Genomic DNA, 22,325 nt, shown 5'->3' on the forward strand with positions numbered 1-22,325 from the left:
GAGTCGTCCTGATATCGCGTCCGGATCAAAAATCCGGCTCGTCTCCACGCTCGGTTCCCTCCCATCAAGGAACCCCCACACCTTTCGACTTCGGTGCCGGGTCAGGCCTGGCCGGCCGGGACCGGGCCGGTTGACTCGCGCACCACGAGCCGGCACGGGACCAGCATCTGGCCGGGACGGCCGTGCTCGGCGGGGGCGCCGCCGTCGTCGTAATCCTCGTTATCCTCCGCCTCCTTCGAGAGTTCCCGGAGGAGCCCGGTCATGGCGGCGGCGCCCATCTCCCGCAGCGGGAGGGCCATGGTGGTGAGCGCCGGGACCATGGTGGAGGCGATGCGGAATTCGTCGTCGTACCCCATGACGGAGACATCCTGAGGCACAGCCAGGCCCAGCCGGTTGGCCGCGAGCACCACGCCGACCGCCAGCCGGTCGTTCGCGCACACGATCGCGGTGGGCCGGTCCGGCGCAGCCACGCCGTCCAGGAGCTTCATGGCGCCATGGAACCCGGCATCGATGTCCCAGCCAGCTTCGAGGATCCGGCCCGGCCGCACCGGCAACCCGGCGGCCTCAAAGGCATCCCGATGGCCCTGGATCCGGCGCGGCGCGGCGGGTGTGACGCCGTCACCGGCGAGGAACGCGATGTCCCGGTGGCCAAGCTCCAGGAGGTGCATTGCCGACTCCCGGCCGCCGCGGACCTCATCCGGAATGACGGCCGGAACGCCTGCCTCGGGACGGTCATCGAAGCAGTTGGCCAGCACCGACGGCACGCGCTGCATGTTGAGCGGGACGTGCAGGGGGCGCAGGCCCACGGTGACATACATCAGCCCGTCCACCTGGCGGTCCAGCAGCGTGGCCACCGCACTTTCGTCACGGGTCTCGTCCAGCTCCGTATCCATCACCACGGTGACAAAACCCTGGGACCGGGCCACGGCGTCAGCCCCGGCGATGATGTTGCCATCGAACGGGCTGGTGACCACCTGGTCCGAGACGATCCCGATGATCCGCGACCGGCGGTTGCGCAGGCTCACGGCGATGGCGTTGGGCGTGTAGTTCAGGGTGGCCGCCGCTTCACGGATCCGGACCTGGCTCTCCTTGGCCACATTCCCGTCGCCGCGCCCGTTCAGGACCAGCGACACCGCGCTGCGGGAAACTCCGGCGAGCTTGGCGACGTCGAGCGCTGTGGCTTTGCGGTTCATACTGGGTTTCCTCCCGCGTGCGGTATTTCCTGCAGTCTACCTAACGCGTGTGAGGTGCGCCCGGACCTGGCCCCTTCCCCAAGTAGCTGGCACTTAACGTCGTGAAAATCGCGAATGACGACGTTAATTGCGAGCTAGTTGGGGCGGGGGGCGTTCGGGAGGCGCGGCAGGCTGGCCGCAGCGACCAGCAATGCCAGGGCCCCGAGGCCAAACGGCAGGGCGGTGAGGGTGGCGATGCCGCCCACCAGCAGCGGCCCGCCGGCGTCGCCGAGTTCCCGGCCAAGTTCCGCCGAACCCATGGTCCGGCCCATCCGCTCCGGCGGCGTGGTGTCGGCGAGATGCGCGAAACCCAGCGGTGTGGCCAGCCCGACGCCGGCGCCAATGGCCGCCGCCGCAATGAACAAGGTGACCGGACCCGGCGTGAGGGCGATGAGTGCGACGCCCGCGGCGGTGAGGAGGAGTCCCGCCGTCGTCCCTTTGTTATCGCTGATGCGGTGCGCGTCCCGCAGCCTGCCGATCCAGGGCTGGATTAGCACCGACGTGATGGCCAGGACACTGACCGCGGCCGTGCCGGCAACCGGGCCGAGGCCGTGCCGCGTGGCGAGGGCGGGAATGAATCCGATCGCCGCGCCGAGCGCCCCGGTCGAGGCCGCCAGCACCAGCGTCGGCACCAGGAAGCGCCGCTCGGTGACCTGGCGGGCAAGGTCCAGAACGGTGTAGCGCTGCCGGGGGAGCGGCGCCAGGTGCGGAACGGACACCAGCACCCACACGGCGGTGGCCGCCGCCAGCACCGAGAGGGCCCCGAACAGCAAGGCAAACCCGCCCGCGAGGATCAGGCCCGCCCCCAGCAGCGGACCGATGACGTACCCCAGGCTCTTCCACGAACCGTACCGGCCGAAGTAGGTCCCGGCCTTCTTCCCCGCCGCCAGCCGCGCAACCATCGCGGACGACGCCGGCGAGAACGCAGAAGCCGCTGCGCCCTGCCCCAGCCGCGCGAGTCCAAGCATCAGCGGCTCAGCCGCCCAGAGGCCGATCAGCGACAGCACCGCGAAGCCCAGGAGGCCGCCGACGATGACGGGCTTGGTTCCGATCCGGTCGCTCAGCGCGCCGAAGACCGGCTTGAGGAAGACCTCCGAAACGTCATAGAGGGCCAGCAGGATGCCCAGGTTGAGCAGCGTCAGGCCGATGTTCTCGCTCTGCGCTCCCATGCCGGCGGCGATGCTGTGGGCGCCGAACGCGGTGACGAAGCCCGCCGCGTACAGGGGGACGGTGGACGCCCGGGCGTTGACCACCTGTGCCGGGGCGCTCACGCGTGCATTTCGAGACCGGGCGCCTGCTGGAGGGAAATCACACGTTGGAGTGTAACAACCGCCCCCAAAGTAGCTGGCACTTAACGTCGTGAAAATCCCGAATGACGACGTTTAATGCGAGCTAGTTGGGCCGGATGGGTACGCAGGTCAGGTGAGGGACGCCGCCAGCTCCTCGATGATCTCGAACTGCTCGCGCACGCCGCCTTCCATGCCGGACTGCGCAATCAGGTCCCGGACTTCTTTGCTCCCCGCATCGGTGCGGATCCGCACGGTGGTGGCGCCGCCGTCGGCCCCGTCAAAGGTGACCGTATTAAGCACGGCGCCTTCCTCGCTGTCCGGCGCGGTGCCCGGCATCTCCATGACCTCCGTGTGGACGATCCGCTCGTTGGGCACAATCTCGCGGTATATGCCGTGGAAGGCCACCTCGAATTCGCCGTGCGCCACCATGACGTAACGCCACGCGCCGCCAACGCGGAAGTCCATCACCGCCACGGTCATCTCACCGCGCCGGCCCGGCCACCATTTCTTGACGAGTTCCGGCGTGGTCCATGCCAGGTAAACGAGGTGCGGGGGCGCGTTGAGGGTCCGCGTGATCAGGATTTCCGTGTCGCTGGGGAACGTCACATCCATGGTGCTGCTGCCTGCCTGTGCCATTGTCCTGCTCCTTTCAGTGCTCTTCCTTGAGATCCTCCAGCACGTCCTCAAGAAGATCGAAGCGCTCCTCCCAGAGGTGCTGGTAGCTGGCCACCCAGTCGTGGATGGGCTTGAGGGCTTGCGGATTGAGCCGGTAGAGCCGCTGCCGGCCTTCTTCACGCACGACGACGGCGCCCACCTCGCGCAGCACCCGCAAGTGCCGTGACACGTGCGGCTGCGCCAGGCCCAAAAGGGTCACCAGCTCGTTGACCGGGCGCTCGCCTTGAGTGAGGGCGTCCAGGATTTCCCGACGGCGGGGCTCAGCCACCGCGTTGAACGTATCTGCCGTTGTTGCTGCCCGTGCCATACGACGATTGTATACACATATGGATATGCATTGGAGGAGACGGATAGCTCATCTGCCACGCAGTGCCAATGAGTTGAAAAGTCGAGTACCTACTACTGATGCTTTCGGCATCCGCGGCCGCATAGCGTCGTACGGGGGACCTGCGAGACGTCCATCGGTACACCGCTTCTCGGGGCAGGAAGGACAGCAATGGCGCCGGACGAGGGCAATGACCTTCCCCTCCTGGATCCGGCTGTCCTGGACAGGCTGCGGACAGAGCTCGAGGACGATGACGGCGTGTGGAAAGTCTTCGTGCAGAACTTCATCGAACGCCTGCCCCACAGAACTGAAAAGCTGCGTCTGACCCTGACCACCGGCGACCTGGTCGGTGCGATGGACGCGGTCCTCAGCCTCAAGACCTCCAGCCAGATGGTGGGCGCGGAGCGCCTGGCCGGGCTTGCCATGGAGCTGGAACAGGCCCTGCGCCACGAGACCCTCCACTCTGAACCAGCCCGGGTCCTGCCCCGGCTGGCAGCGGACCGCCTGCGCCAGATCATTCGCTGCGCCCGGCAGACCACTAACATCCTGCAGAAGTACCTGCACTCCGGGTGACGCCCGCCTGCCCGCACTCTGGACGACTGGGAGCGCGAAAGGAACACTGGGGTCAGGCGATGTTCCGACAAGGAGGCCCGGCCATGACCATCATCGATAACGCGGTGTACGTGGACGGGGTCAGGACGGCGGACCCCGTCAGCTTGGACGAGACGTACTTCGTCCTGAGGCAGCGCGAAGGAATGGCGTGGATCGGACTGTACCGCCCGGACGCCAAGGAAATCAGGTCGGTGGCCGAGGAATTCGACCTGAGCCCCCTTGCCGTGGAGGACGCCCTGGCCGGACACCAGCGGGCCAAGCTGGAGCACTACGGCGAATGCGTGTTCCTGGTGCTCCGCCCCGCCCGCTACCTCGACGACGTGGAAAAAGTGGACTTCGGCGAGATCCACGTTTTCGTCGGCGCCGATTATGTGATCACCGTCCGCCACGCCGAATCTCCGGACCTGGCAAGGGTGCGCCAGCGGATGGAATCCACACCGGAGTTCCTCGCCCTGGGCCCGGAGGCCGTGCTGTACGGGATCCTGGACCAGGTGGTGGACGAGTACGAACCCGTGGCCGCGGGGCTGGAGAACGATGTGGACGAGATCGAGGACGACCTCTTCGGCGCCGATCCAGAGGTGTCGCGCCGGATCTACGAGCTATCGCGCCAGGTCATCACCTTCCAGCGCGCCACGAGTCCGTTGGTTGGCATCCTCCAGGCCCTCGCGGCCGGAACACCGGAGCGCGCACCCGGTCCCGAGCTGCAGGACCACTTCCGCGACGTGCTGGACCACGTGATCCGGCTGAATGAACGGGTGGCGTCCTTCCGCGCACTGTTGCAGAACGCCCTGGCCGTTAACGCGGCGTTGGTGGCGCAGCGGCAGAACGACGAAATGCGCAAGCTCACCGAATCCAGCTTCGCCCAGAGCGAGCAGGTGAAACGCATTTCGTCGTGGGCGGCCATCCTGTTTGCGCCCACGCTGGTAGGCACCATTTACGGCATGAATTTCACCAGCATGCCCGAGCTGAACTGGGTCTTCGGCTACCCGTTTGCCCTGGGCCTGATGGTTGCCATGGGGCTGGGGCTCTACTGGACCTTCAAGCGCAACAAGTGGATTTAGCGCTGCCGGTACAGTGAAGGGCATGCCCGCCGACGCCGCCCTGCCGCCCGCCGCCTTGCCCTCCTTGGACGAACTGCTCGCCAGCGCGCATGTGGTGAGCCTGCCCATGCGGGTGAAGTTCCGCGGCATCATGGAACGCGAAACGCTGCTGCTGCGCGGCCCGCACGGCTGGGGCGAGTTTTGCCCGTTCCCCGAATACGCCGACGCCGAGGCCTTCCGCTGGCTCGCCGCCGCCATCGAGGCCGGCTGGCACGGCTTCCCTTCGCCCGTCCGTTCGGTGATCCCCGTCAACGCCACCGTTCCCGCCGTTTCCGCGGACCGTGTGCCGGAAGTCCTGGCCCGGTTCGGCCGGGTGGACGCCGTCAAGATCAAGGTGGCCGAGCGCGGGCAGACGCTCGACGACGACGCCGCCCGGGTCGCCGCTGTCCGTTCCGCGTTGCCGGACGCCGCCCTCCGCGTCGACGCCAACGGGGGCTGGGACGTGCCCACTGCGGTGGCGGCGCTCACCCGGCTCGCCGCCGTCGGGCTTGAATACGCCGAGCAGCCGGTGCCGTCGATTGAGGGGCTCGCCGAGGTGCGGCGGCAGCTGCGCGCCGCCGGGACGCCGGTGCTGATCGCCGCCGACGAAAGCGTGCGCAAGGAATCCGATCCGCTTAAGGTGGCGCGGTCCGGCGCGGCGGATCTGCTGGTTGTTAAGGTCGCGCCGCTCGGGGGAGTGCGGCGCGCGCTGGACATCGTGGCGCAGGCCGGGCTCCCCGCCGTCGTCAGTTCCGCGCTGGACACCTCCGTGGGCATCCGCGCCGGGCTGGCTTTGGCCGCTGCCCTGCCCGAGTTGCCGTACGCGTGCGGGCTGGGGACGGTGTCACTGTTCGCCTCGGACATCACGCTGGATCCGTTGGTGGCCGACGACGGCGCCATCCGCCTCCGCGAGGTCGCCGCCGACGCCGGGCTGCTGGTGCAGTATGCGGCTTCCGCGGAACGCCGCGACTGGTGGCTGGCCCGGCTCGCCAGGGTCCACGCACTCCTCGCCCCCGGACGCTCTCTCACTTAACGCGGGTTTCTTACGGACGCTCTCTCGCTTAACGCGGGTTTTTGGGCAACCTTCTCTCACATACCTGCAGGTCACCGCCGGTTAACCGGAACTTCACCCGGCTGACGGCTGGGCGTCGGACGCGGCTGAAAGGGTGGCCGGGACCCGATCGTAAATTTGGAGGCACCCCTTGTCTGAAACGACAGCCCGCAAGTTCACCCTGCTGCCCATGCTCGGCCACACCAAGGGCAAGCGCAGCGCCGTCACGTGCGCCTTGAAGTGCGACAACGCCTGCGCCGGCGATGTCTGCAACACGAGCTCCAACAGCTATTTCCGGGACATCGCGTCCGCCACCATGTCCCGCCGCGCCGCCCTGGGCTTCGGCGCCGCCGGTGCGCTCGCCGTCGTACTTGGCAGCGCCATTACCTCCGCGGAACCGGCAATCGCCGGCGGCCCCGGGCTGGCCCCCGCCGCGAAGGAGGGCTTCGCGAAGTCGAAGCTGAAGTTCACGCCGATCGCTCCGGTGGATGCCGCCGTCGACGCGTTCACCGTGCCGGAAGGCTTCACCTGGCAGCCCGTGATCCGCTGGGGCGATCCGATCTTCAACGGCACGCCGGACTTCGATCTGAACAACCAGACGGCCGCCGCGCAGGAGAAGCAGTTCGGCTACAACAACGACTACACGGACATCCTCGAGATTCCGAACACCAAGGGCCGCCGCGCCGTGCTGTTCGCCAACCACGAATACACCAACGAGAGCATCATGTTCCCGGCCACTATGCCGGCGGCCGACGTCCGCGCGGTGGGGGCCGCTGCACACGGGCTGACCGTCGTCGAGCTGGAGCGCAAGAACACCACCAAGCCGTGGACCTACGTCAAGGGCGCGCCGCTGAACCGCCGGTACCTGAACAACACGGTCTACGAACTGACTGGGCCCGTCGCGGGTTCCGCGCTGGTCAAGACCGTCGCGGACCCGAGCGGCCGCAAGATCAAGGGCACCCTGGGCAACTGCGCCGGCGGCACCACGCCGTGGGGCACCATCCTGTCAGGTGAGGAAAACTTCAACGGCTACTTCGTCTCCCCGGGCACGTCCGCCGGCGACAAGCGCTACGGCCTCACCAGCAAGGCCACAGCACGCCAGTGGGAAATTGATGACAAGCGCTTCGACACCCGCAACGCCGGTTACGAAAACGAAGCAAACCGCTTCGGCTGGATCGTGGAAGTTGACCCGTTCGATCCCACGTCCACCCCGAAGAAGCACTCCTCGCTGGGCCGCTTCAAGCACGAGGGCGCCAACGTGATCGTTGCGGAATCGGGCAAGGTGGTGGCCTACTCCGGCGACGACGAGCGCTTCGACTACCTGTACAAGTTCGTCTCGAAGGACTACTACAAAGAGGGCGACCGGGCGCACAACATGACGCTGCTTTCCGCCGGCGACCTGTTTGTAGCCAAGTTCAAGGGCAACTCGCCCATCGCTGAAATCACCGGGGTTGGCAACGTTCCCGCTGACGGTTCATTCGACGGTACCGGCGAGTGGCTGCCCTTGGTGGTCAACGGCGAGTCTGTCGTCGACGGAATGACCGTGGAAGAGGTCCTGGTCTACACCCGCCTCGCCGCCGACAAGGTTGGCCCCACCAAGATGGACCGCTGCGAGGACGTTGAGCCCAGCCTGCACACCGGCAAGGTTTACGTGGCCTGCACCAACAACTCGGACCGCGGCAAGGTTGGCAAGGAAGGCGCCACCGAGGTCAACCCCCGCAACGCCAACCGCGACGGCCACATCGTGGAGATCACCGAAACCGGCGACCAGACCTCCACTGCCTTTACGTGGAACCTGCTGATGGTCTGCGGCGATCCCTCCAGCGGCGACGTCACCTACTTCTCCGGCTTCCCGGTGGACAAGGTCTCGCCCATCTCCTGCCCGGACAACCTCGCCTTCGACTCCGTGGGCAACCTGTGGATCTCCACCGACGGCGCCCCCGCCGGCATCGGCAAGGCTGACGGCCTCTTCAAGGTCACCCTCGAAGGCGCCGAGCGCGGCAGGGTGGAGCAGTTCCTGGCCGTGCCCAAGGAAGGCGAAACCTGCGGACCGATCGTCCACGACGACGAGAGCAACGTGTTCGTATCCGTGCAGCACCCGGGTGAGGAAGGCTCGTTCGCGGACCAGCACTCCTTCTTCCCGGACTACGTCGCGGAAGGCACGACGCCGGCCCGCGGCCAGGCGCGCGCGCCCCGTCCGTCCGTGGTCCAGGTGTTCCGCGGCTAAGTCCGTTCCCACCTCCTGGCCCGTTGCTCTATCACTTTTGGTCTCTTTGCCGGCCTTTTAGGGACTGTAAGTGATAGAGCAACGCTTGAGGGTGAGAGCGTTTGAGGGTGGCAGACTGGGTCGGTGACTTCTGAGACTTCCCCGGACCTTCTGAACTCCCTCGCCGCCGCGCGGATCGCCGTCGACGCCCTGATCGACGGCGGCGTCCAGTACGTGGTGGTCTCGCCGGGTTCGCGTTCCGCCCCCATGGCCTACGCCCTGGCCGAGGCCGAAGCGGCTGGCCGCGTGGACCTCCTGGTCCGCATCGACGAACGTTCCGCCGGCTTCACCGCCCTTGGCCTGGCCCTGTCCACCGGCTCCCCGGCGGCCGTCCTCACCACCTCAGGCACCGCCGTCGGGAATCTCATGCCCGCCGTGATGGAGGCCAACCACGCCGCCGTCCCGCTGGTGGTGGTGTCAGCGGACCGGCCCGAGGAACTGCAAGGGACCGGCGCCAACCAGACCACCATCCAGCTGGACCTGTTCGGCGAGCACGTGCGCTTCGCCGCTGACGTCCCGGCCGGCAGCAACCCGCTGCGCGCGGTGGAAACGGCGCTGGCCGCGGCCACCGGAGCGTTTTCCGACCTCGCACCCGGGCCCGTCCAGCTGAACCTGGCGTTCCGCGACCCGCTGGTTCCCGCACCGGGGGAGGGGCTTCCGACGGCGGCCGGGCATCCCCGGTTCCGGATCGGCACCGACCCGCTCACCATGAACCTGCCGCCCGCCCCTGCCTCGCTGGAGGAAAGGCGCACCGTGGTGCTGGCAGGGCACGACGCCGGGCCGGTCGCCGAAGCGTTCGCCCGCGCACACGGCCTGCCTCTGCTGGCCGAGCCCTCTTCCAACGCCAGGTTCGGTCCCAACGCCGTGGGTCCGTACCGGCTGCTGTTGGAACACTTCGGAGCGTCGTCCGCGCTGCCTATAGAACGCGTGGTGATGTTTGGCCGGGCCACATTGTCCCGCCCGGTTGCTGCGTTGCTGGAGCGGGCTGACGTGCTCTCCGCGCTGTACCAGCCGGTTCCCGTGGCCTGGTACCAGCCGGGCCGGCGCACGGAACTTCCGCTGGAGAACCTGGCCGATCTCGCCGATTTCGGCGGCCGCGGCCCGTCCGACTGGCTGGATACCTGGCTGCTGGCCGGTGCCGCCGCGCAGCACGCGCTCGACGGCGTCCTGTCCGCCGAGCCCGCCGCTTCCGGACCCTCCGTGGGCGCCCAGGTCTGGCAGCACGCCCGCGGCCAGTTGATGCTGGGATCCTCCAATGGCATCCGCGATGTTGACCTGGCCGGCCTTCCCGCCGCCGAGCCGGCGGCCACGGTGTACGCCAACCGCGGCCTCGCCGGGATCGACGGCACCATCTCCACTGCCACCGGGATTGCCATCGGCGGCCGCCAGGACACCACACTGCTGCTGGGCGACGTTACTTTCCTGCACGATGCCGGCGGCCTGCTCTTGGGGTCCGGCGAACCAGAGCCAGGGCTCCGGATCGTGGTGCTGAACGACGCCGGCGGGGCCATCTTTGATCTGCTGGAGCACGGGGCTGTGCGTGAATCCGGACGCTACACGGACGCCGTCGAGCGGCTCTTCGGCACCCCCCACACCGTGGACATTGCGGCACTCGCGGCGGCGTACGGCGTCGGGCACTGCTCGGTAAGTACGACGGCGGGACTCGCCGAGGCGCTCGCCGCACCGCTGAAGGGGCGCAGCATCATCGAAGTCCGCACCGACCGTATTGGCCTTCGCGCCCTCCACGCCCGCATCAAGAAGGCCGTGGCCGCCGCAGTCGGAGGAGTCCTAGCTCGGTAGAGACGCGCTCTCGGCTGCCTGACGCGCAAATGCCCTGCCGCTATCGGAATACCGATAGCGGCAGGGCATATGCGCGTCGCCAGGCAACAGCCGCGTCGACGATGCCGGCTACTCCTCGATCTCGATGTGCGTCGGGTCCAGGACTCGGCGCAGGAACTCCTTGGTGCGGGCCTGGGTGGGTGCGGAAATGACCTGCTCGGCCACGCCTTCCTCCACCACCACGCCGCCGTCCATGAACACCACGCGGTCGGCTACTTCGCGGGCGAAGCCCATCTCGTGGGTCACCACCAGCATGGTCATGCCCTCCTTGGCCAGGTTCCGCATGACCGAGAGGACATCGCCCACGGTCTCGGGGTCCAGCGCGGAGGTTGGCTCGTCAAAGAGCATCAGCTCGGGGTTCATGCTGAGCGCCCGGGCGATCGCAACACGCTGCTGCTGGCCGCCGGAAAGCTGGTCCGGGAAACGGTCGGACAGGTGGCCCAGGCCCACGCGGTCCAGGTTGTGCTGGGCAACCTTGTCGGCGTCTTCCTGTGACCGCTTCAGGACCTTCGTCTGCGCGATGGTGCAGTTCCGCTTGGCGTCCAGGTGCGGGAACAGGTTGAACTGCTGGAACACCATGCCCACCTTGCGGCGCATTTTGTCGATGTCCACGTCGGGGTCGGTAGCTTCGAAGCCACCTACGTGGATGGCGCCCTCGTTGGGCTGCTCCAGGAGGTTGACGCAGCGCAGGAGGGTGGATTTGCCGGAGCCGGACGGGCCGATCAGGCACACCACTTCGCCGGGGGCCACGTCCAGGCTGATGCCCTTGAGGACCTCGTTGGACCCGTAGGATTTGCGCAGGTCTTTGATGGACACGCCAGCGGCATGGACGGGACCCGTGTGATTGCGGGAGTGAATTACGACGTCGTTCATGACTGTCCTGCCTATCGCTTGGTCCGCGCGGAGCGGCTTTCGAACTTCCGGGCCAGGAGGCTCAGCGGGATGGTGATGACCAGGTAGAAGGCGCCGGCCACGAGGAGCGGCGTCAGGCCCGCGCCCAGGCTGGAGATACCGTCGCGGCCGAACTTGGTGAGCTCGTACTGCGATGCCGTGAGGCCCAGGACGTAGATCAACGAGGAGTCCTTGGTCAGCAGGATGACCTCGTTGGTCAGCGGCGGGAGGACAATCTTAAAGGCCTGCGGAATGACGATGGACACCATGGCCCGCCACTGCGGCATGCCCAGCGACCGTGCGGCCTCGAGCTGCCCCTTGGGCACAGCCTGCAGGCCGGCGCGGAGGGTTTCGGCGATATATGCCGAAGCCACCATACCCAGTGAGATCATGACGATCAGGGTGACGTTCCACTGAACGCCGAAGGCGAGGGGGACACCGTAGCCGAAGGCGATGAACACCAGCAGTGCCGGGACGCCGCGGAAGAATTCGATGTAGCCGGTGGCGATCCAGCGGTACAGCGGGAAGCTGGACAGCTTCATCAGGGCCAGCAGCAGGCCGCCGGAGAGGCCCACGACAAAGCCAAGGAACGTGTAGATCAAGGTGTTCTTGAGGCCCACCAGGAAGATGTCCGGGAACATTGGGCCGATCTTGCCGAAGTTGAAGACACTGGTGCCGATGGTCTTCCAGTCGGTGGCCAGAGCCAGCGCGGCCACGGCCACAACGAAGATGCCGATCTGGACATACAGGCTTACTCTGGCCCGTTGACGTGCGGTCATTGCCATGGGGTGCTCACATTCATTTGCGTGGCTGAGGCCCCGGACGGGCTGCAGTGCAGTCCGTGCGGGGCCCCAGCGGCGTGGTTCTCAGGGCTGTGAAGATCAGTCCGGGGTGCCCGGCTACTTGGCGGTCTCGCCGAACCAGGTGGTTTCGAACTTCTTCAGGCTGCCGTCGCCGGTCAGGCGCTTCAGGGTTCCGTTGACCTTCTCGGCCATGGCGGTGTTGCCCTTCTTGATGGAGATGCCCAGCTTCTCGCCCGTGGCGTAGTCATCCACACGCTCGAACTTGGCGTCATCCTTGATGGCGTAGGCCAGGATTGACTGGTTGCCCAGGGCAGCGTCGATGGTACCGGCCTGGAGAGCCTGGACCAAGAGGCCGCTGTCCTCGAACTGCTGGGCGTCGATGCCGTTTTCCGCCGCGTACTTTGCGCCGGTGGTGGCCTGCTGGACGCCCACTTTTTTGCCCTTGGCGCTGTTGATGTCCGTGATCCCGGACGCCGTGGTGGCCACGAGGGTGAGGTCATCGTCCATGTACGGGTCGGAGAAGTCCATGACCGACTTGCGGACATCCGTGATGGAAATCGAGGAGATGGAGAGGTCGCAGCCGGTGAGGGCGGTTCCGGTCTCGATGGCCTCGAAGGAGCTGTCCACGATGCTCAGTTCGGCGCCGAGATCCTTGGCTACTTCATTGGCGATATCGATGTCGAAGCCAACGATCTTGCCGTCCTTCTGGAATTCGAAGGGCTCGTAGGGGACGTCGGAGCAGACAGTGAGTTTGCCGGCATTGATGAGCTGGATGCCGCCCTCGGTCGCTGCCGGGGTAGTGCTGCCGCCGCAGGCAGTGAGGGTGAGTGCGCCGGCGGCCAGGATTGCTGCTGCCTTGGCGGCGAACTTGGCCTGGGCCAGGGACTTGAGCTGCATGTTCTTTACCTTTTGTTGCAGGGGTGTGCGGTACTAAATCGGTTCATAGTGTATCGCCGAATGAGAGATGTGCATCACACGAAACTTAGTTTCACTATTGGATAACTAAATCACAGCCTAAATCAAGACCCGGGAGGCCGCCCATGTCTGGCATTCCGGACACCCCGCCCATGTAGCTCGCACTTGACGTCGTGAAAACGCGGTTTCGCGACGTTAAGTGCCAGTCAGTTGGGCGGGGCCTAGTTGGAAATCCCCAGCGACTCCAGCATCGGCCGGAACTTCGCCCACGTCTCCGCCAGCTCGGCGGCCGGCTGGGAGCCATCCACTATGCCGCAACCGGCATATAACCGCACGGTATGCGGATCCTCAATCACTGCGCCACGCAGGGCGATGCCCCATTCGCCATTCCCGGCAGCGTCGAGCCAGCCCACCGGCCCTGCGTACGGGCCGCGGTCCAGGTGTTCAAGCTTGCGGATCAGGGCGCCGGCCACCAGCGTGGGCGTGCCGCAGACCGCGGCCGTGGGATGCAGCGCGTTGATCAGCGCGAGGCACGTGGGCACGTGGCCCTCCACTTCGGCGAGTTCCGCTTTGACGTCCGACGCCAGGTGCCATACGTTCGGCAGCTCCAAAATAAACGGCTCGTCGTGCGCATTCATGGCCTCGGAGAACGGCGCCAGCTGCGACGTCAGCGACTGGATCGCGATCTCGTGCTCGTGCCGCTGCTTCTCGGATCCGGCCAGCACCCGCTCGGCGTAATCCATGGGAATCCCGGACTCGCCATGCGCATCGCGGCGGTCCAGCGTCCCGGCCAGCACGCGCGCCTGGGCGGTGCGGCCTTCCACCTGGATCAGCATCTCCGGGGTGGCGCCCACAAGCCCGTCCACGCCATACGTCCAGCATTCGCGGTACCGCACGGCGAGCTCGCGCAACACCTGCGCGGCGTTCACGCCCGACGGCACCGTGGCCACAATGTCCCGCGCCAGCACCAGTTTCTCCAGCGCACCCGTCCGGATCTCCGCCACGCCGGCGGCGACGGCGGCCATCCAGGCTTCTTCACTGAGCGAGCCGGTGTGCAGGGTGGCCCCGTCGGCGGAAGGCAGAGGACGCTCGACGGCGCCGGCCTCACCACCGGCGGGGACGTCGCCGGGGGCGTTGCCACCGCTCAGCCAGCCGGCCAGGGCGGCGAGGGCGCCCGCCTCGGTGAGTTCGCCGTCGTCGAACGTTAGCTGGGTGAGCCAGTACCGGCCGTCGCGGACACCCACCACGATCTCGGGCACAATCAGCCGCGATACATGGGTGGACTTCTTGGAAAACGCGAAGGAGCCGAAAGCCACCGGGCCGGTGCCGGGCAGCTCCACGGAGTCAGTTATGTCCGCTTCGAGGACCAGATGGCGCCACCAGATGTCCGCTTCGAGGAAGCGTTCAGGGCCGGTGGCCGTGAAGCGGGCGATCTCGCCGAATCCCACCAGGCCGGCTTCGCGGCGGGTCCAGCAGAGGACGTCGTCCCGGACCAGGAACTGCGGCAGTCCGCCGGCAGATGCGTTGCCATCCAGGGGGACTGTGAGGGTGCGGAACGTGCTCGTCATGATGAGACAACATTACTCCCGCGGGTGGTGCGGAAGTCTCAGGACTCAGACCCGGGCAGGGCGGCCCGTGCGTCGCTCGGGGCCGGAAGGGGCGGAGAACAGCCCGGGCCGTGCGGCGCGCATGCTCGTGACGTCAACCAGGACAAAGCGCAGGTGGCTGCGCAGGCAGTCTTCCGCGGCGGAAAGGTGGCCGGCGAGGATCGCGTCCAGCACCTGGCGGTGGTCGGCGGCGTACTCCGTGATGCCGCGGTAGCCGCTGAGCCCCAGGTACCGGGCGCGGTCCAGATGGCCCTTGGCGTTGGAAACGGTGGCCCAGGCTGTTTCGTGGCCGGCGATGGCCAGCAGGGTCCGGTGGAAGTCCTCGTCCAGCGGGTAGAACTCCTCGCGGGTGGTGCAGGCGTCCTGCCGGTCCAGGAGTTCGTAGAGCGCGGCTGCATTTTCAGGGGTGATGTTGCGGGCGCAGTCAGCCAGCGACGCCACCTCGATGGCCTCGCGGATGAACTGGGCCTGCGCCACGATATCCGGATCGAGGTAGGTCACGTAGATGCCGCTCTGCGGGCGGACCTCCACGAGCCCTTCCTGCGCGATGAGCATCAGGGCCTCCCCCGCCGGCGTCACACCCGCCAGGCGGCGGTCGCCGAGCCGCTCGCGGTGGCGATCCACGCCGTTGCCCGGGCCGGCAGCCTCGCCGGCAAGGACGTTCTGGTCAACGGTGCCGGGCCGATCGGCGCGCTGCTGGTGGCCGCCGCCCGGCGCGCCGGCGCGGCCAGCGTCATCGCCAGTGATCTCTCGGAGACCTCGCTGGCGATCGCCAAACGGATGCGAGCCGACGGCGTCGTGCTGGTGGGTTCCGGCGCGCAGCTTCCCGAGGCGGATGTTGCGTTCGAGGCCGCCGGCGCTGCCCGCGTCCTGGGCGGTGTCCTCGCGGCCGTGCGCCGCGGCGGCGTCGTGGTCCAGGTGGGCAACCTGCCGGCCGGGCCCGTGACGGCCGAGCTCGCCGCACTCGTCTTCCGGGAGGTTGATTACCGCGGGGGACCTTCCGCTTCGCGGACGAACTGGATGAGGCCCTCGCGTACCTGGCGGATGGGCTGGACGTTGAGCCGTTGCTGACGCACACGTTCGACGCCGGTGACGTGGCCGAGGCGTTTGCCGTGGCTTCGGACCGGGGGACGGCCTCGTCGAAAGTCCTTCTCAAGTTTGTCTGAGACAATTGCATGGTGAACCGAGCATCCTTGGAAAAGCGTCCGGACGAAGTAGCCACGATGTTTGACGACGTCGCACCTAAGTACGACGTCGTCAACGATGTCCTCTCCATGGGGCAAACCCGCCGCTGGCGCAGGATCGTGGTGGACGCCATGGACATGAAACGGGGCCAGCGGGTGCTGGACCTGGCCGCGGGAACCGGCACCTCCAGCGAGCCATATGCCGATGCAGGCATAGATGTCATCGCCTGCGATTTCTCCCTTGGCATGCTCAAGGTGGGCAAGCGCCGCCGCCCGGACATCAACTTCGTTGCCGGCGATGCCACCAACCTGCCGTTCGCTGACAACAGCTTCGACGCCAGCACCATTTCGTTCGGGCTGCGCAATGTCAACGAGCCCAAGGTGGCGCTGGCCGAGATGCTCCGCGTGACCAAGCCGGGCGGCAAGCTGGTCATCGCCGAATTCTCTCAGCCCGTGGTTCCGCTGTGGCGCACCATGTATACGGAATACCTCATGCGCGCCCTGCCGGCCATCGCCGTCAAGGTGGCCTCCAACCCGGACGCCTACGTCTACCTCGCCGAGTCCATCCGCGCCTGGCCCGACCAGGACCACCTGGCTGCCTGGCTGCAGGAATCCGGCTGGGAAAAGGTCACGTACCGCAACCTGACCGGCGGGATCGTGGCCGTGCACCGTGCCACCAAGCCGCTGGAATCAACGCCCGAGGGCGCCGCGGAGGCCATCGCCGCACACAAGGGCCCCGTGGCCAAGCTCCGCCGAAACATCCAGCGCTGACCTGTGAATGTTCTGATCGTCGGCGCGGGGCCAGCCGGTTCCACCGCCGCGTACTACCTTGCCAAGGCCGGCATCAGCGTGACCGTCCTGGAGAAAACCAGCTTCCCGCGCGAGAAGGTCTGCGGCGACGGCCTCACCCCGCGGGCAGTACGCGAAATCCAGAAGCTCGGCCTGCCGCACCCTGAAGCGGACGGCTGGCGCCGGAACAAGGGCCTGCGCCTGATCGCGGGCGGCCGCACTATTGAGCTGCCCTGGCCCGAGGTTTCCGACTTTCCGCAGTACGGCCTCATCCGTACCCGCCTGGGCTTCGACGAGGAACTTGCCCGCCACGCCCAGGCTGCCGGCGCCGAAATCCTCGAGCGTAACAGCGTCACCGAAGCCCTGCGGTCTGAAGACGGCCGCGTGACCGGTGTCCGCGTAGCGCTCCTGGACGAGTCCGGACGCAAGACGGGGGAGTCACGCGACTTCAGTGCCGACGTCGTACTCGCCGCAGACGGCAACTCCACGCGAACCGCCGTGTCGCTGGGCATTCACAAGCGGGACGACCGCCCCCTCGGCGTCGCCGTCCGCACCTACTTCACGTCCCCCCGGCACAACGACGACTGGATGGAAGGCTGGCTGGAACTCCCCGGCCGCGACGGAAAACTGCTCCCCGGCTACGGCTGGGTGTTCGGCGTCGGCGACGGCACCTCCAACGTGGGCCTGGGCATCCTGAACTCGTCCAAGGATTTCGGCAAGCTCGACTACAAGCAGGTCCTGCGCGAATGGACCGCCGGCATGCCCGCCGACTGGGGCTTCACCCCCGAAAACCAGGTGGGCGAAATCCGCGGCGCCGCGCTGCCCATGGGCTTCAACCGCACCCCGCATTACTCGCCCGGCCTGCTCCTACTGGGCGACGCCGGCGGCATGGTCTCCCCGTTCAACGGCGAGGGCATCTCCTACGCGATGGAATCGGCGCGGTTCGCGGCCGAGTTCATCATTGACGCGTCCGCCCGTTCCTCTGCTGCGGGGGCAATGTACGACGCCGACGCGCACCTCGCGGGGTACGCGGACTATGTGCGGGGGCAGTGGGGATCGCACTTCACGCTGGGCCGGGCATTTGCCGCGCTGATTGGAAAACCCGCCGTTATGAAGCTCGCGCTGCGGACCGGGATGCCCATTCCCGTGCTGATGCGCTTTGTGGTGCGGCTGCTCGCAAACCTGACCGACCCGGCCGCGAAAGGCTTCGAGGACCGGGCCATCCGCGTCCTGGAATCGCTGGTTCCGGCCACCTCCAACACCCCACCGGCAACGAACCAGCGGTATCCGCAACAAAAAGTTAGGGTTAACCAGTGACTAACTCCGCAGACCACAGCTGGACGCACGCCGGGCACGGCCTGCCGGACTCCGAACCCAGCCTCAATACCACCGCCATTGCCACGGGACTGCAGCTGCCCGCCGGCTTTGCGGCCATCGCGGAGGACGCCGAGCTGGGCCCCGCCATCACCAATAACCTGGCCCGCGTGGAGAAGAAGCTCCGCGAGGCCATTGCCAACTCCGATCCGCTGGCTGATGCAACGTCGCGTCACCTCGTGGAAGCCGGCGGCAAGCGTATCCGGCCTCTGCTGACGCTGCTGTGCGCCCACCTTGGCGACGCCTCACTGCCTGCCGTCGTGCAGGCGGCCGTGGTGGTGGAGCTGACACACCTGGCAACGCTGTACCACGACGACGTCATGGACTCGGCCCCGTTCCGCCGCGGCGCCCCCACGGCCCACGAGGTCTGGGGAAACTCCGTGGCGGTCCTCACCGGCGACCTCATCTTTGCCCGCGCGTCCATCTTGGTGTCCGAGCTTGGTTCCCGTGCGCTGGGCATCCAGGCGCGGACGTTCGAGCGGCTGTGCCTGGGCCAGCTGCACGAGACTGTGGGCCCGCGCCCGGACGAAGATCCGGTGGAGCACTACCTGTCCGTCATCGCGGACAAGACCGGGTCCCTGGTGGCCGCGTCGGGCCAGCTCGGTGCCATCTTCGCCGGTGCCGACGAGGCCTACGAGGACCTGCTGGTGGAGTACGGCGAGAAGGTGGGCGTGGCCTTCCAGCTCGCCGACGACGTCATTGATGTCACCGGCGTCAAGGTGAAGTCCGGCAAGTCCCCGGGTACGGATCTCCGCGAGGGGGTGCCCACGCTGCCCGTGCTGTTCCTGCGGCGCGATGCTGCGGCCGGTGACCAGTCCGCCGTCGAACTCTTGGAGCTCATTGATGGGGACCTGACCTCCGACGCTGCCTTGGCTGCCGCCGTGGCCGGGCTGCGCGAGCACCCCGTCACTGCCGAGTCCTGGGTGGTTGCCCGCCGCTGGGCCGACGAAGCCATTGCGGCACTGGCGCCGCTTCCGGAGGGTGTTGTGAAGTCCTCGCTGTCCAACTTCGCCCTGGCTGTGGTGGACCGCGCCAGCTGATTCTCTTCTCTTGCAGCGGGGCCTCGGCCGGGTTGAACCTTGCCGGGGCCCTCGCTTTTTGCTTGGGGGAGCTCGTTAAATGCAATAGCCCCGGTTCTCAGCAACGAAACGAATCACACGTTGCGTCGAACCGGGGCTATATCTCCGTTCGCATCAGACCCGCCGGAGGCGTTTAGCGGATCCGTTAACAGTCTATGACAGCTTTGTCACAGGATGCAAGCCTGCTGTTACTGCGCGTGTCACAGGCTACTTCGTCCTTCGTGGGGCACATTGCGGCGTCCGATAGGCCTTCCGGGCTCAAGAGACGGCGTGTCCGTGTCGAAGTGCCCCGCGACGGCCGCGTTGTCCACATGCGCCACCTTGGGTCTGCCCTTTGCCGTGGTCCACGTGCACCGTGGAGTAATGGATATTGAGACTTTTCTCGGCGCGCGGGCAGGCGTAGCCCGGGCCTCGACGCTCCGAGAGGCCGGATTTTCCCGAATTTCCCTCGACAAAGCACTGGCGGCCGGGCGAATTGTGCGGATTCGACGAGGCATCTACAGCATGCCGCGAGAGGCAGGCGTGTTCGGGCTGGCGCTGCAGCACAACGCTCTGCTGACATGTCTGTCGGCCGCCCCCACGTACCAGCTGTGGACGATAAATGACGCTGGTCCCGTGCACCTCAGTCCAGGGCATAAGCGGACACCGCCGGGGACGCTGACCCACGGCCGATGTCTCCACCCGTCCCACTCATGGCTGCCGGTGGCCGGCCTGGCCGATGTCCTGATTCACTCGTTGCGTTGTTTGCCGGCAGTGGAATCGTTGGTCATGCTTCAGTGCGCAGCCCAGCAGGGCGACATCAGCCTGGACTTCTTGCGGCGGAAGCTCCCCGGAAACCGGAACGCCCGCGCCAGGGCCGTTCTGGACATGGTGATCCCTCGGGCGGATTCCATCCTGGAGGTGCTGGCCGACTACCATTTCCGGCGTGCGGGCCTCCATGTCCGAAGGCATGTAGAACTTCCAGGGGTTGGGGAGGTGGACTTTCTTATTGAGGAGTGTGTCGTGGTGGAAACCGACGGCGACACTCATCTCGAGCCCAGGCAGGTCAAAAAGGACCGAAAGCGCAACAATGCCACAGTCATCGGCGGACGGCTTGGCCTCAGATTCGGCTATGACGACGTTGTCTATCACCCTGAGCGGATGGTGGGCCAGGTGTTGGCAGTACTGGAACTGTCGCGGCAGGGGGCTTTCGGTGCGAGGTGAGTCGCGCCGTCGTGGGGCACTTTGGGCGACGTAGCCGAGTAAACCGGCTCAGCGCGCGGCGTGTCCGTGTCGAAGTGCCCCGTTTAGGCCGCGCGGGCCAGCGGGAAGCCTAGTTTTCTTCTTCGTCGTTGAAGGCCCACTCGAACATGTCGAAGACGAACTCGGAGAAGGTGCCTTCTTCGCTCTTCCACTGGCCGCGGGCGTTGTTGCGGCGGTACACGATGGGGTCCGGGATGCCGAGGTCGCCCACACGGAAGCCCCAGGTGAACTGTTCTTCCTCGTCCTCGAGGAACATCAGGAAGCCTTCGTCATCCACTTCCAGCTCCTCGGGATCCCAGAAGTAGTGGTACGCCTCCATGATGTCCTCGCAGCCGCCCACCGCCAGGTAAAACTCGCGCAGGACCAGGGGAACCTGGAACTGGTGTTCGGCGAGGGCCGCGTCCAGTTCGTCCGCAGGCAGGCCATCTTCTTCCTGCCATTCGTCCTCGAGATAGGTCGGAACAAGCGCGCGGAACTTCTCGAGGAACATGTCAGTCATGCTCATATCCTAGCTAACTGCGGCCTGCTCCCGAGCCGCTGCCGAAGCCGCCACCGGGGGTCCCGCCGCCGGAGCCCCGCCGGTGCCAGCCGTGCACGGCGAGTGGAACATACCAGGACCGGCGCCAGGCAACCACACGGAAAGCGAACACCACGGCCGCCACCGCACATGCTGTCAGCACGTTGAAGGCCCCGGTGACCCAGAGCAGAGCAGTCAACGCTGCCCCGCTGAAGGCCGGCAGCGCGTAGAGGTCGCGGGGGTTGAACAGCTGGGGCACCTCGTTCGCGGTGATGTCACGCAGCAGGCCGCCGCCCACGGCTGTGGTCACGCCGAGCAGCATGGCGGCCACCGGATTCATCCCCAGGGCCAGGGCCTTCAGCGTTCCGGTGATGCAGAAGAGGGCCAGCCCGCCGGCGTCGAACAGCACCAGCAGCGAGGTGTATCGCTGCACGCTGGAGTATAGGAAGTACACCAGGACGGTGGCCAGCACCGGGGGCACCAAGTAGGCGGGGTTGGAGAAGGCGGCCGGCGTGGTGTTGAGGATGATGTCGCGGATGACGCCGCCGCCGAGGGAGACCAGTGACGCCAGCAGCAGCGACCCCACCAGATCGAACTGCTTCCGTGCCGCCAACAATGACCCGGAGACGGCGAAGAAGAAAACTCCGGCCAGGTCCAGCCACACCAGGTCGATGTCGAACGGCAAAGTGTCGAACGGCGATGTCATGAGGCGTCCCGGCGGTTTCATGGTGGGCGGACAGGGCGGCTCCAACGTTACGCTAGCCCCTATGAACAACCCGATCATGATCGCCTGCGCCCATGGGACTTCCAGCACACAGGGCGCGGCGGAGGTCAACGCCCTGCGCACAGCCATCGCCGCCTTGCGCCCGGGCCTGGACGTTCGCGAGGCCTACGTGGACGTCCAGCAGCCGGACCTCGTGGACGTGGTGGAAGGCCTGCCCGAAGAGGACAAAGCCGTCGTGGTGCCCCTGCTGCTGAGCGTCGGATATCACGTCAAGGTGGACATCGCCCGGGCCGTGAAAAGCCGTCCGGGCAGCCTCGCCGCAGCGCCGCTCGGCCCGGACCCGCGGCTCGCGGCACTGCTGGACCAGCGCCTCCGGGAGGCCGGCGTCACGGACCGTGACGCGATTGTCCTCGCCGCCGCAGGGTCCTCCAATCCCAACGCCGCCGTCAGCGTGGAAGAGCTCGCCGACCAGCTCAGGGCGCTGCGGCGCAACCGGATTCTGCCCGCGTACGGTGCCTCTGCGAAGCCGTCCGTGCCCGACGCCGTCGCCATTCTTCGGCTGGAACTGGCCGGGGGCGCGGGGGCGGGGGAGTCCGCGGGGGCCGTGGACGACGGCGGCCGCGTGGTGATTGCCTCTTACCTCCTCGCGCCGGGGTTCTTCCACGACCAGCTGGCCAAGGCCGGCGCCGATCTCGTAACGGAACCACTGCTGCCGTCCCCGGTGCTTGCCGAGATCGCGCTGGAACGGTTCGACGCCGCCGTCGTACACGGTCAATAGCCGCCCGCCGGGAAACCGCAACCAAGCACAGCGCGTGGCCTTCTTCAAGGCTCT

Annotated in this window: 22 protein-coding genes; 11 read left to right on the plus strand and 11 right to left on the minus strand. The window is 67.0% G+C overall.

Annotation, left to right across the window (positions count from 1 at the left end; genetic code table 11):
• Positions 1–101 precede the first annotated feature (101 nt).
• From CXR02_RS09460 to CXR02_RS09475, 4 genes are all read right to left on the minus strand, one after another.
• The gene (locus CXR02_RS09460; protein WP_104061762.1) at positions 102–1,193 is read right to left on the minus strand and encodes a LacI family DNA-binding transcriptional regulator; all 1,092 of its coding nucleotides are present in this window, start codon (positions 1,191–1,193) and stop codon (positions 102–104) included.
• A 134-nt stretch (positions 1,194–1,327) separates the two neighbouring features.
• Entirely contained in the window at positions 1,328–2,503 is a 1,176-nt protein-coding gene (locus CXR02_RS09465) for an MFS transporter (RefSeq protein WP_181037184.1), read from the minus strand.
• 147 nt (positions 2,504–2,650) lie between these two features.
• Positions 2,651–3,157: an SRPBCC family protein gene (locus CXR02_RS09470; RefSeq protein ID WP_104061763.1), complete on the minus strand. Its 507-nt coding sequence runs from the start codon at positions 3,155–3,157 to the stop codon at positions 2,651–2,653.
• Between the two features lie 13 nt (positions 3,158–3,170).
• The gene (locus tag CXR02_RS09475; protein ID WP_104061764.1) at positions 3,171–3,503 is read right to left on the minus strand and encodes a helix-turn-helix transcriptional regulator; all 333 of its coding nucleotides are present in this window, start codon (positions 3,501–3,503) and stop codon (positions 3,171–3,173) included.
• Positions 3,504–3,692: 189 nt separating this feature from the next.
• Between CXR02_RS09475 and CXR02_RS09480 the strand changes: the two genes are divergently transcribed.
• The 5 genes from CXR02_RS09480 to menD all read left to right on the plus strand — a co-directional run bounded on the left by CXR02_RS09480 (position 3,693) and on the right by menD (position 10,329).
• Positions 3,693–4,094 (plus strand): Hpt domain-containing protein, encoded by a 402-nt coding sequence (locus CXR02_RS09480; protein WP_104061765.1) that lies wholly within the window; start codon positions 3,693–3,695, stop codon positions 4,092–4,094.
• Positions 4,095–4,177: 83 nt separating this feature from the next.
• Positions 4,178–5,194 carry a magnesium and cobalt transport protein CorA gene (locus tag CXR02_RS09485; protein WP_104061766.1) on the plus strand — a complete coding sequence of 339 codons (1,017 nt, stop codon included), beginning with the start codon at positions 4,178–4,180 and terminating at the stop codon, positions 5,192–5,194.
• A gap of 22 nt (positions 5,195–5,216) precedes the next feature.
• Entirely contained in the window at positions 5,217–6,245 is a 1,029-nt protein-coding gene (locus CXR02_RS09490; RefSeq protein WP_104061767.1) for an o-succinylbenzoate synthase, read from the plus strand.
• 169 nt (positions 6,246–6,414) lie between these two features.
• Complete coding sequence (locus CXR02_RS09495) at positions 6,415–8,490, plus strand: PhoX family phosphatase (protein ID WP_104061768.1); 2,076 nt, start codon at positions 6,415–6,417, stop codon at positions 8,488–8,490.
• A 123-nt stretch (positions 8,491–8,613) separates the two neighbouring features.
• Complete coding sequence (menD, locus tag CXR02_RS09500) at positions 8,614–10,329, plus strand: 2-succinyl-5-enolpyruvyl-6-hydroxy-3-cyclohexene-1-carboxylic-acid synthase (protein WP_104061769.1); 1,716 nt, start codon at positions 8,614–8,616, stop codon at positions 10,327–10,329.
• A gap of 108 nt (positions 10,330–10,437) precedes the next feature.
• On the opposite strand, the gene CXR02_RS09505 is transcribed toward menD, so the two are convergent.
• The 5 genes from CXR02_RS09505 to CXR02_RS09525 form a co-directional block, all read right to left on the minus strand.
• Positions 10,438–11,241 (minus strand): amino acid ABC transporter ATP-binding protein, encoded by an 804-nt coding sequence (locus tag CXR02_RS09505; protein ID WP_104061770.1) that lies wholly within the window; start codon positions 11,239–11,241, stop codon positions 10,438–10,440.
• 11 nt (positions 11,242–11,252) lie between these two features.
• Entirely contained in the window at positions 11,253–12,044 is a 792-nt protein-coding gene (locus tag CXR02_RS09510) for an amino acid ABC transporter permease (RefSeq protein ID WP_104061771.1), read from the minus strand.
• Between the two features lie 114 nt (positions 12,045–12,158).
• The gene (locus CXR02_RS09515; protein WP_104061772.1) at positions 12,159–12,959 is read right to left on the minus strand and encodes an ABC transporter substrate-binding protein; all 801 of its coding nucleotides are present in this window, start codon (positions 12,957–12,959) and stop codon (positions 12,159–12,161) included.
• Between the two features lie 239 nt (positions 12,960–13,198).
• Positions 13,199–14,545, minus strand: a complete 1,347-nt coding sequence (locus tag CXR02_RS09520) for an isochorismate synthase MenF (protein ID WP_104061773.1) — start codon at positions 14,543–14,545, stop codon at positions 13,199–13,201.
• Between the two features lie 45 nt (positions 14,546–14,590).
• Positions 14,591–15,208 (minus strand): GntR family transcriptional regulator, encoded by a 618-nt coding sequence (locus tag CXR02_RS09525; RefSeq protein ID WP_219816408.1) that lies wholly within the window; start codon positions 15,206–15,208, stop codon positions 14,591–14,593.
• Here CXR02_RS09525 and CXR02_RS22595 point away from each other — a divergent pair.
• The 5 genes from CXR02_RS22595 to CXR02_RS09550 all read left to right on the plus strand — a co-directional run bounded on the left by CXR02_RS22595 (position 15,197) and on the right by CXR02_RS09550 (position 20,213).
• Entirely contained in the window at positions 15,197–15,655 is a 459-nt protein-coding gene (locus CXR02_RS22595; protein ID WP_219816409.1) for a zinc-binding dehydrogenase, read from the plus strand. The two genes, CXR02_RS09525 and CXR02_RS22595, sit on opposite strands and share 12 nt — an antisense overlap.
• A 107-nt stretch (positions 15,656–15,762) precedes the next feature.
• On the plus strand, positions 15,763–16,539 hold the full coding sequence (locus tag CXR02_RS09535; RefSeq protein ID WP_258060892.1) for a demethylmenaquinone methyltransferase: 777 nt from the start codon (positions 15,763–15,765) through the stop codon (positions 16,537–16,539).
• Positions 16,540–16,542: 3 nt separating this feature from the next.
• Complete coding sequence (locus CXR02_RS09540) at positions 16,543–17,874, plus strand: geranylgeranyl reductase family protein (protein ID WP_104061775.1); 1,332 nt, start codon at positions 16,543–16,545, stop codon at positions 17,872–17,874.
• The gene (locus CXR02_RS09545; protein ID WP_104061776.1) at positions 17,871–18,971 is read left to right on the plus strand and encodes a polyprenyl synthetase family protein; all 1,101 of its coding nucleotides are present in this window, start codon (positions 17,871–17,873) and stop codon (positions 18,969–18,971) included. The genes CXR02_RS09540 and CXR02_RS09545 overlap by 4 nt, the downstream gene beginning before the upstream one ends.
• Positions 18,972–19,373: 402 nt before the next feature.
• Positions 19,374–20,213: a type IV toxin-antitoxin system AbiEi family antitoxin domain-containing protein gene (locus CXR02_RS09550; RefSeq protein WP_104061777.1), complete on the plus strand. Its 840-nt coding sequence runs from the start codon at positions 19,374–19,376 to the stop codon at positions 20,211–20,213.
• A gap of 109 nt (positions 20,214–20,322) precedes the next feature.
• Here CXR02_RS09550 and CXR02_RS09555 read toward each other — a convergent pair whose 3' ends face one another.
• The gene (locus CXR02_RS09555) at positions 20,323–20,751 is read right to left on the minus strand and encodes a hypothetical protein (RefSeq protein WP_056344779.1); all 429 of its coding nucleotides are present in this window, start codon (positions 20,749–20,751) and stop codon (positions 20,323–20,325) included.
• Between the two features lie 13 nt (positions 20,752–20,764).
• Complete coding sequence (locus CXR02_RS09560; RefSeq protein ID WP_104061924.1) at positions 20,765–21,475, minus strand: trimeric intracellular cation channel family protein; 711 nt, start codon at positions 21,473–21,475, stop codon at positions 20,765–20,767.
• Between the two features lie 61 nt (positions 21,476–21,536).
• On the opposite strand from CXR02_RS09560, the gene CXR02_RS09565 reads away from it, so the two are divergent.
• Positions 21,537–22,271 carry a sirohydrochlorin chelatase gene (locus tag CXR02_RS09565; RefSeq protein WP_104061925.1) on the plus strand — a complete coding sequence of 245 codons (735 nt, stop codon included), beginning with the start codon at positions 21,537–21,539 and terminating at the stop codon, positions 22,269–22,271.
• Positions 22,272–22,325: the final 54 nt, after the last annotated feature.

The organism is Arthrobacter sp. 4R501 (assembly GCF_002929755.1).
Classification (GTDB): domain Bacteria; phylum Actinomycetota; class Actinomycetes; order Actinomycetales; family Micrococcaceae; genus Arthrobacter.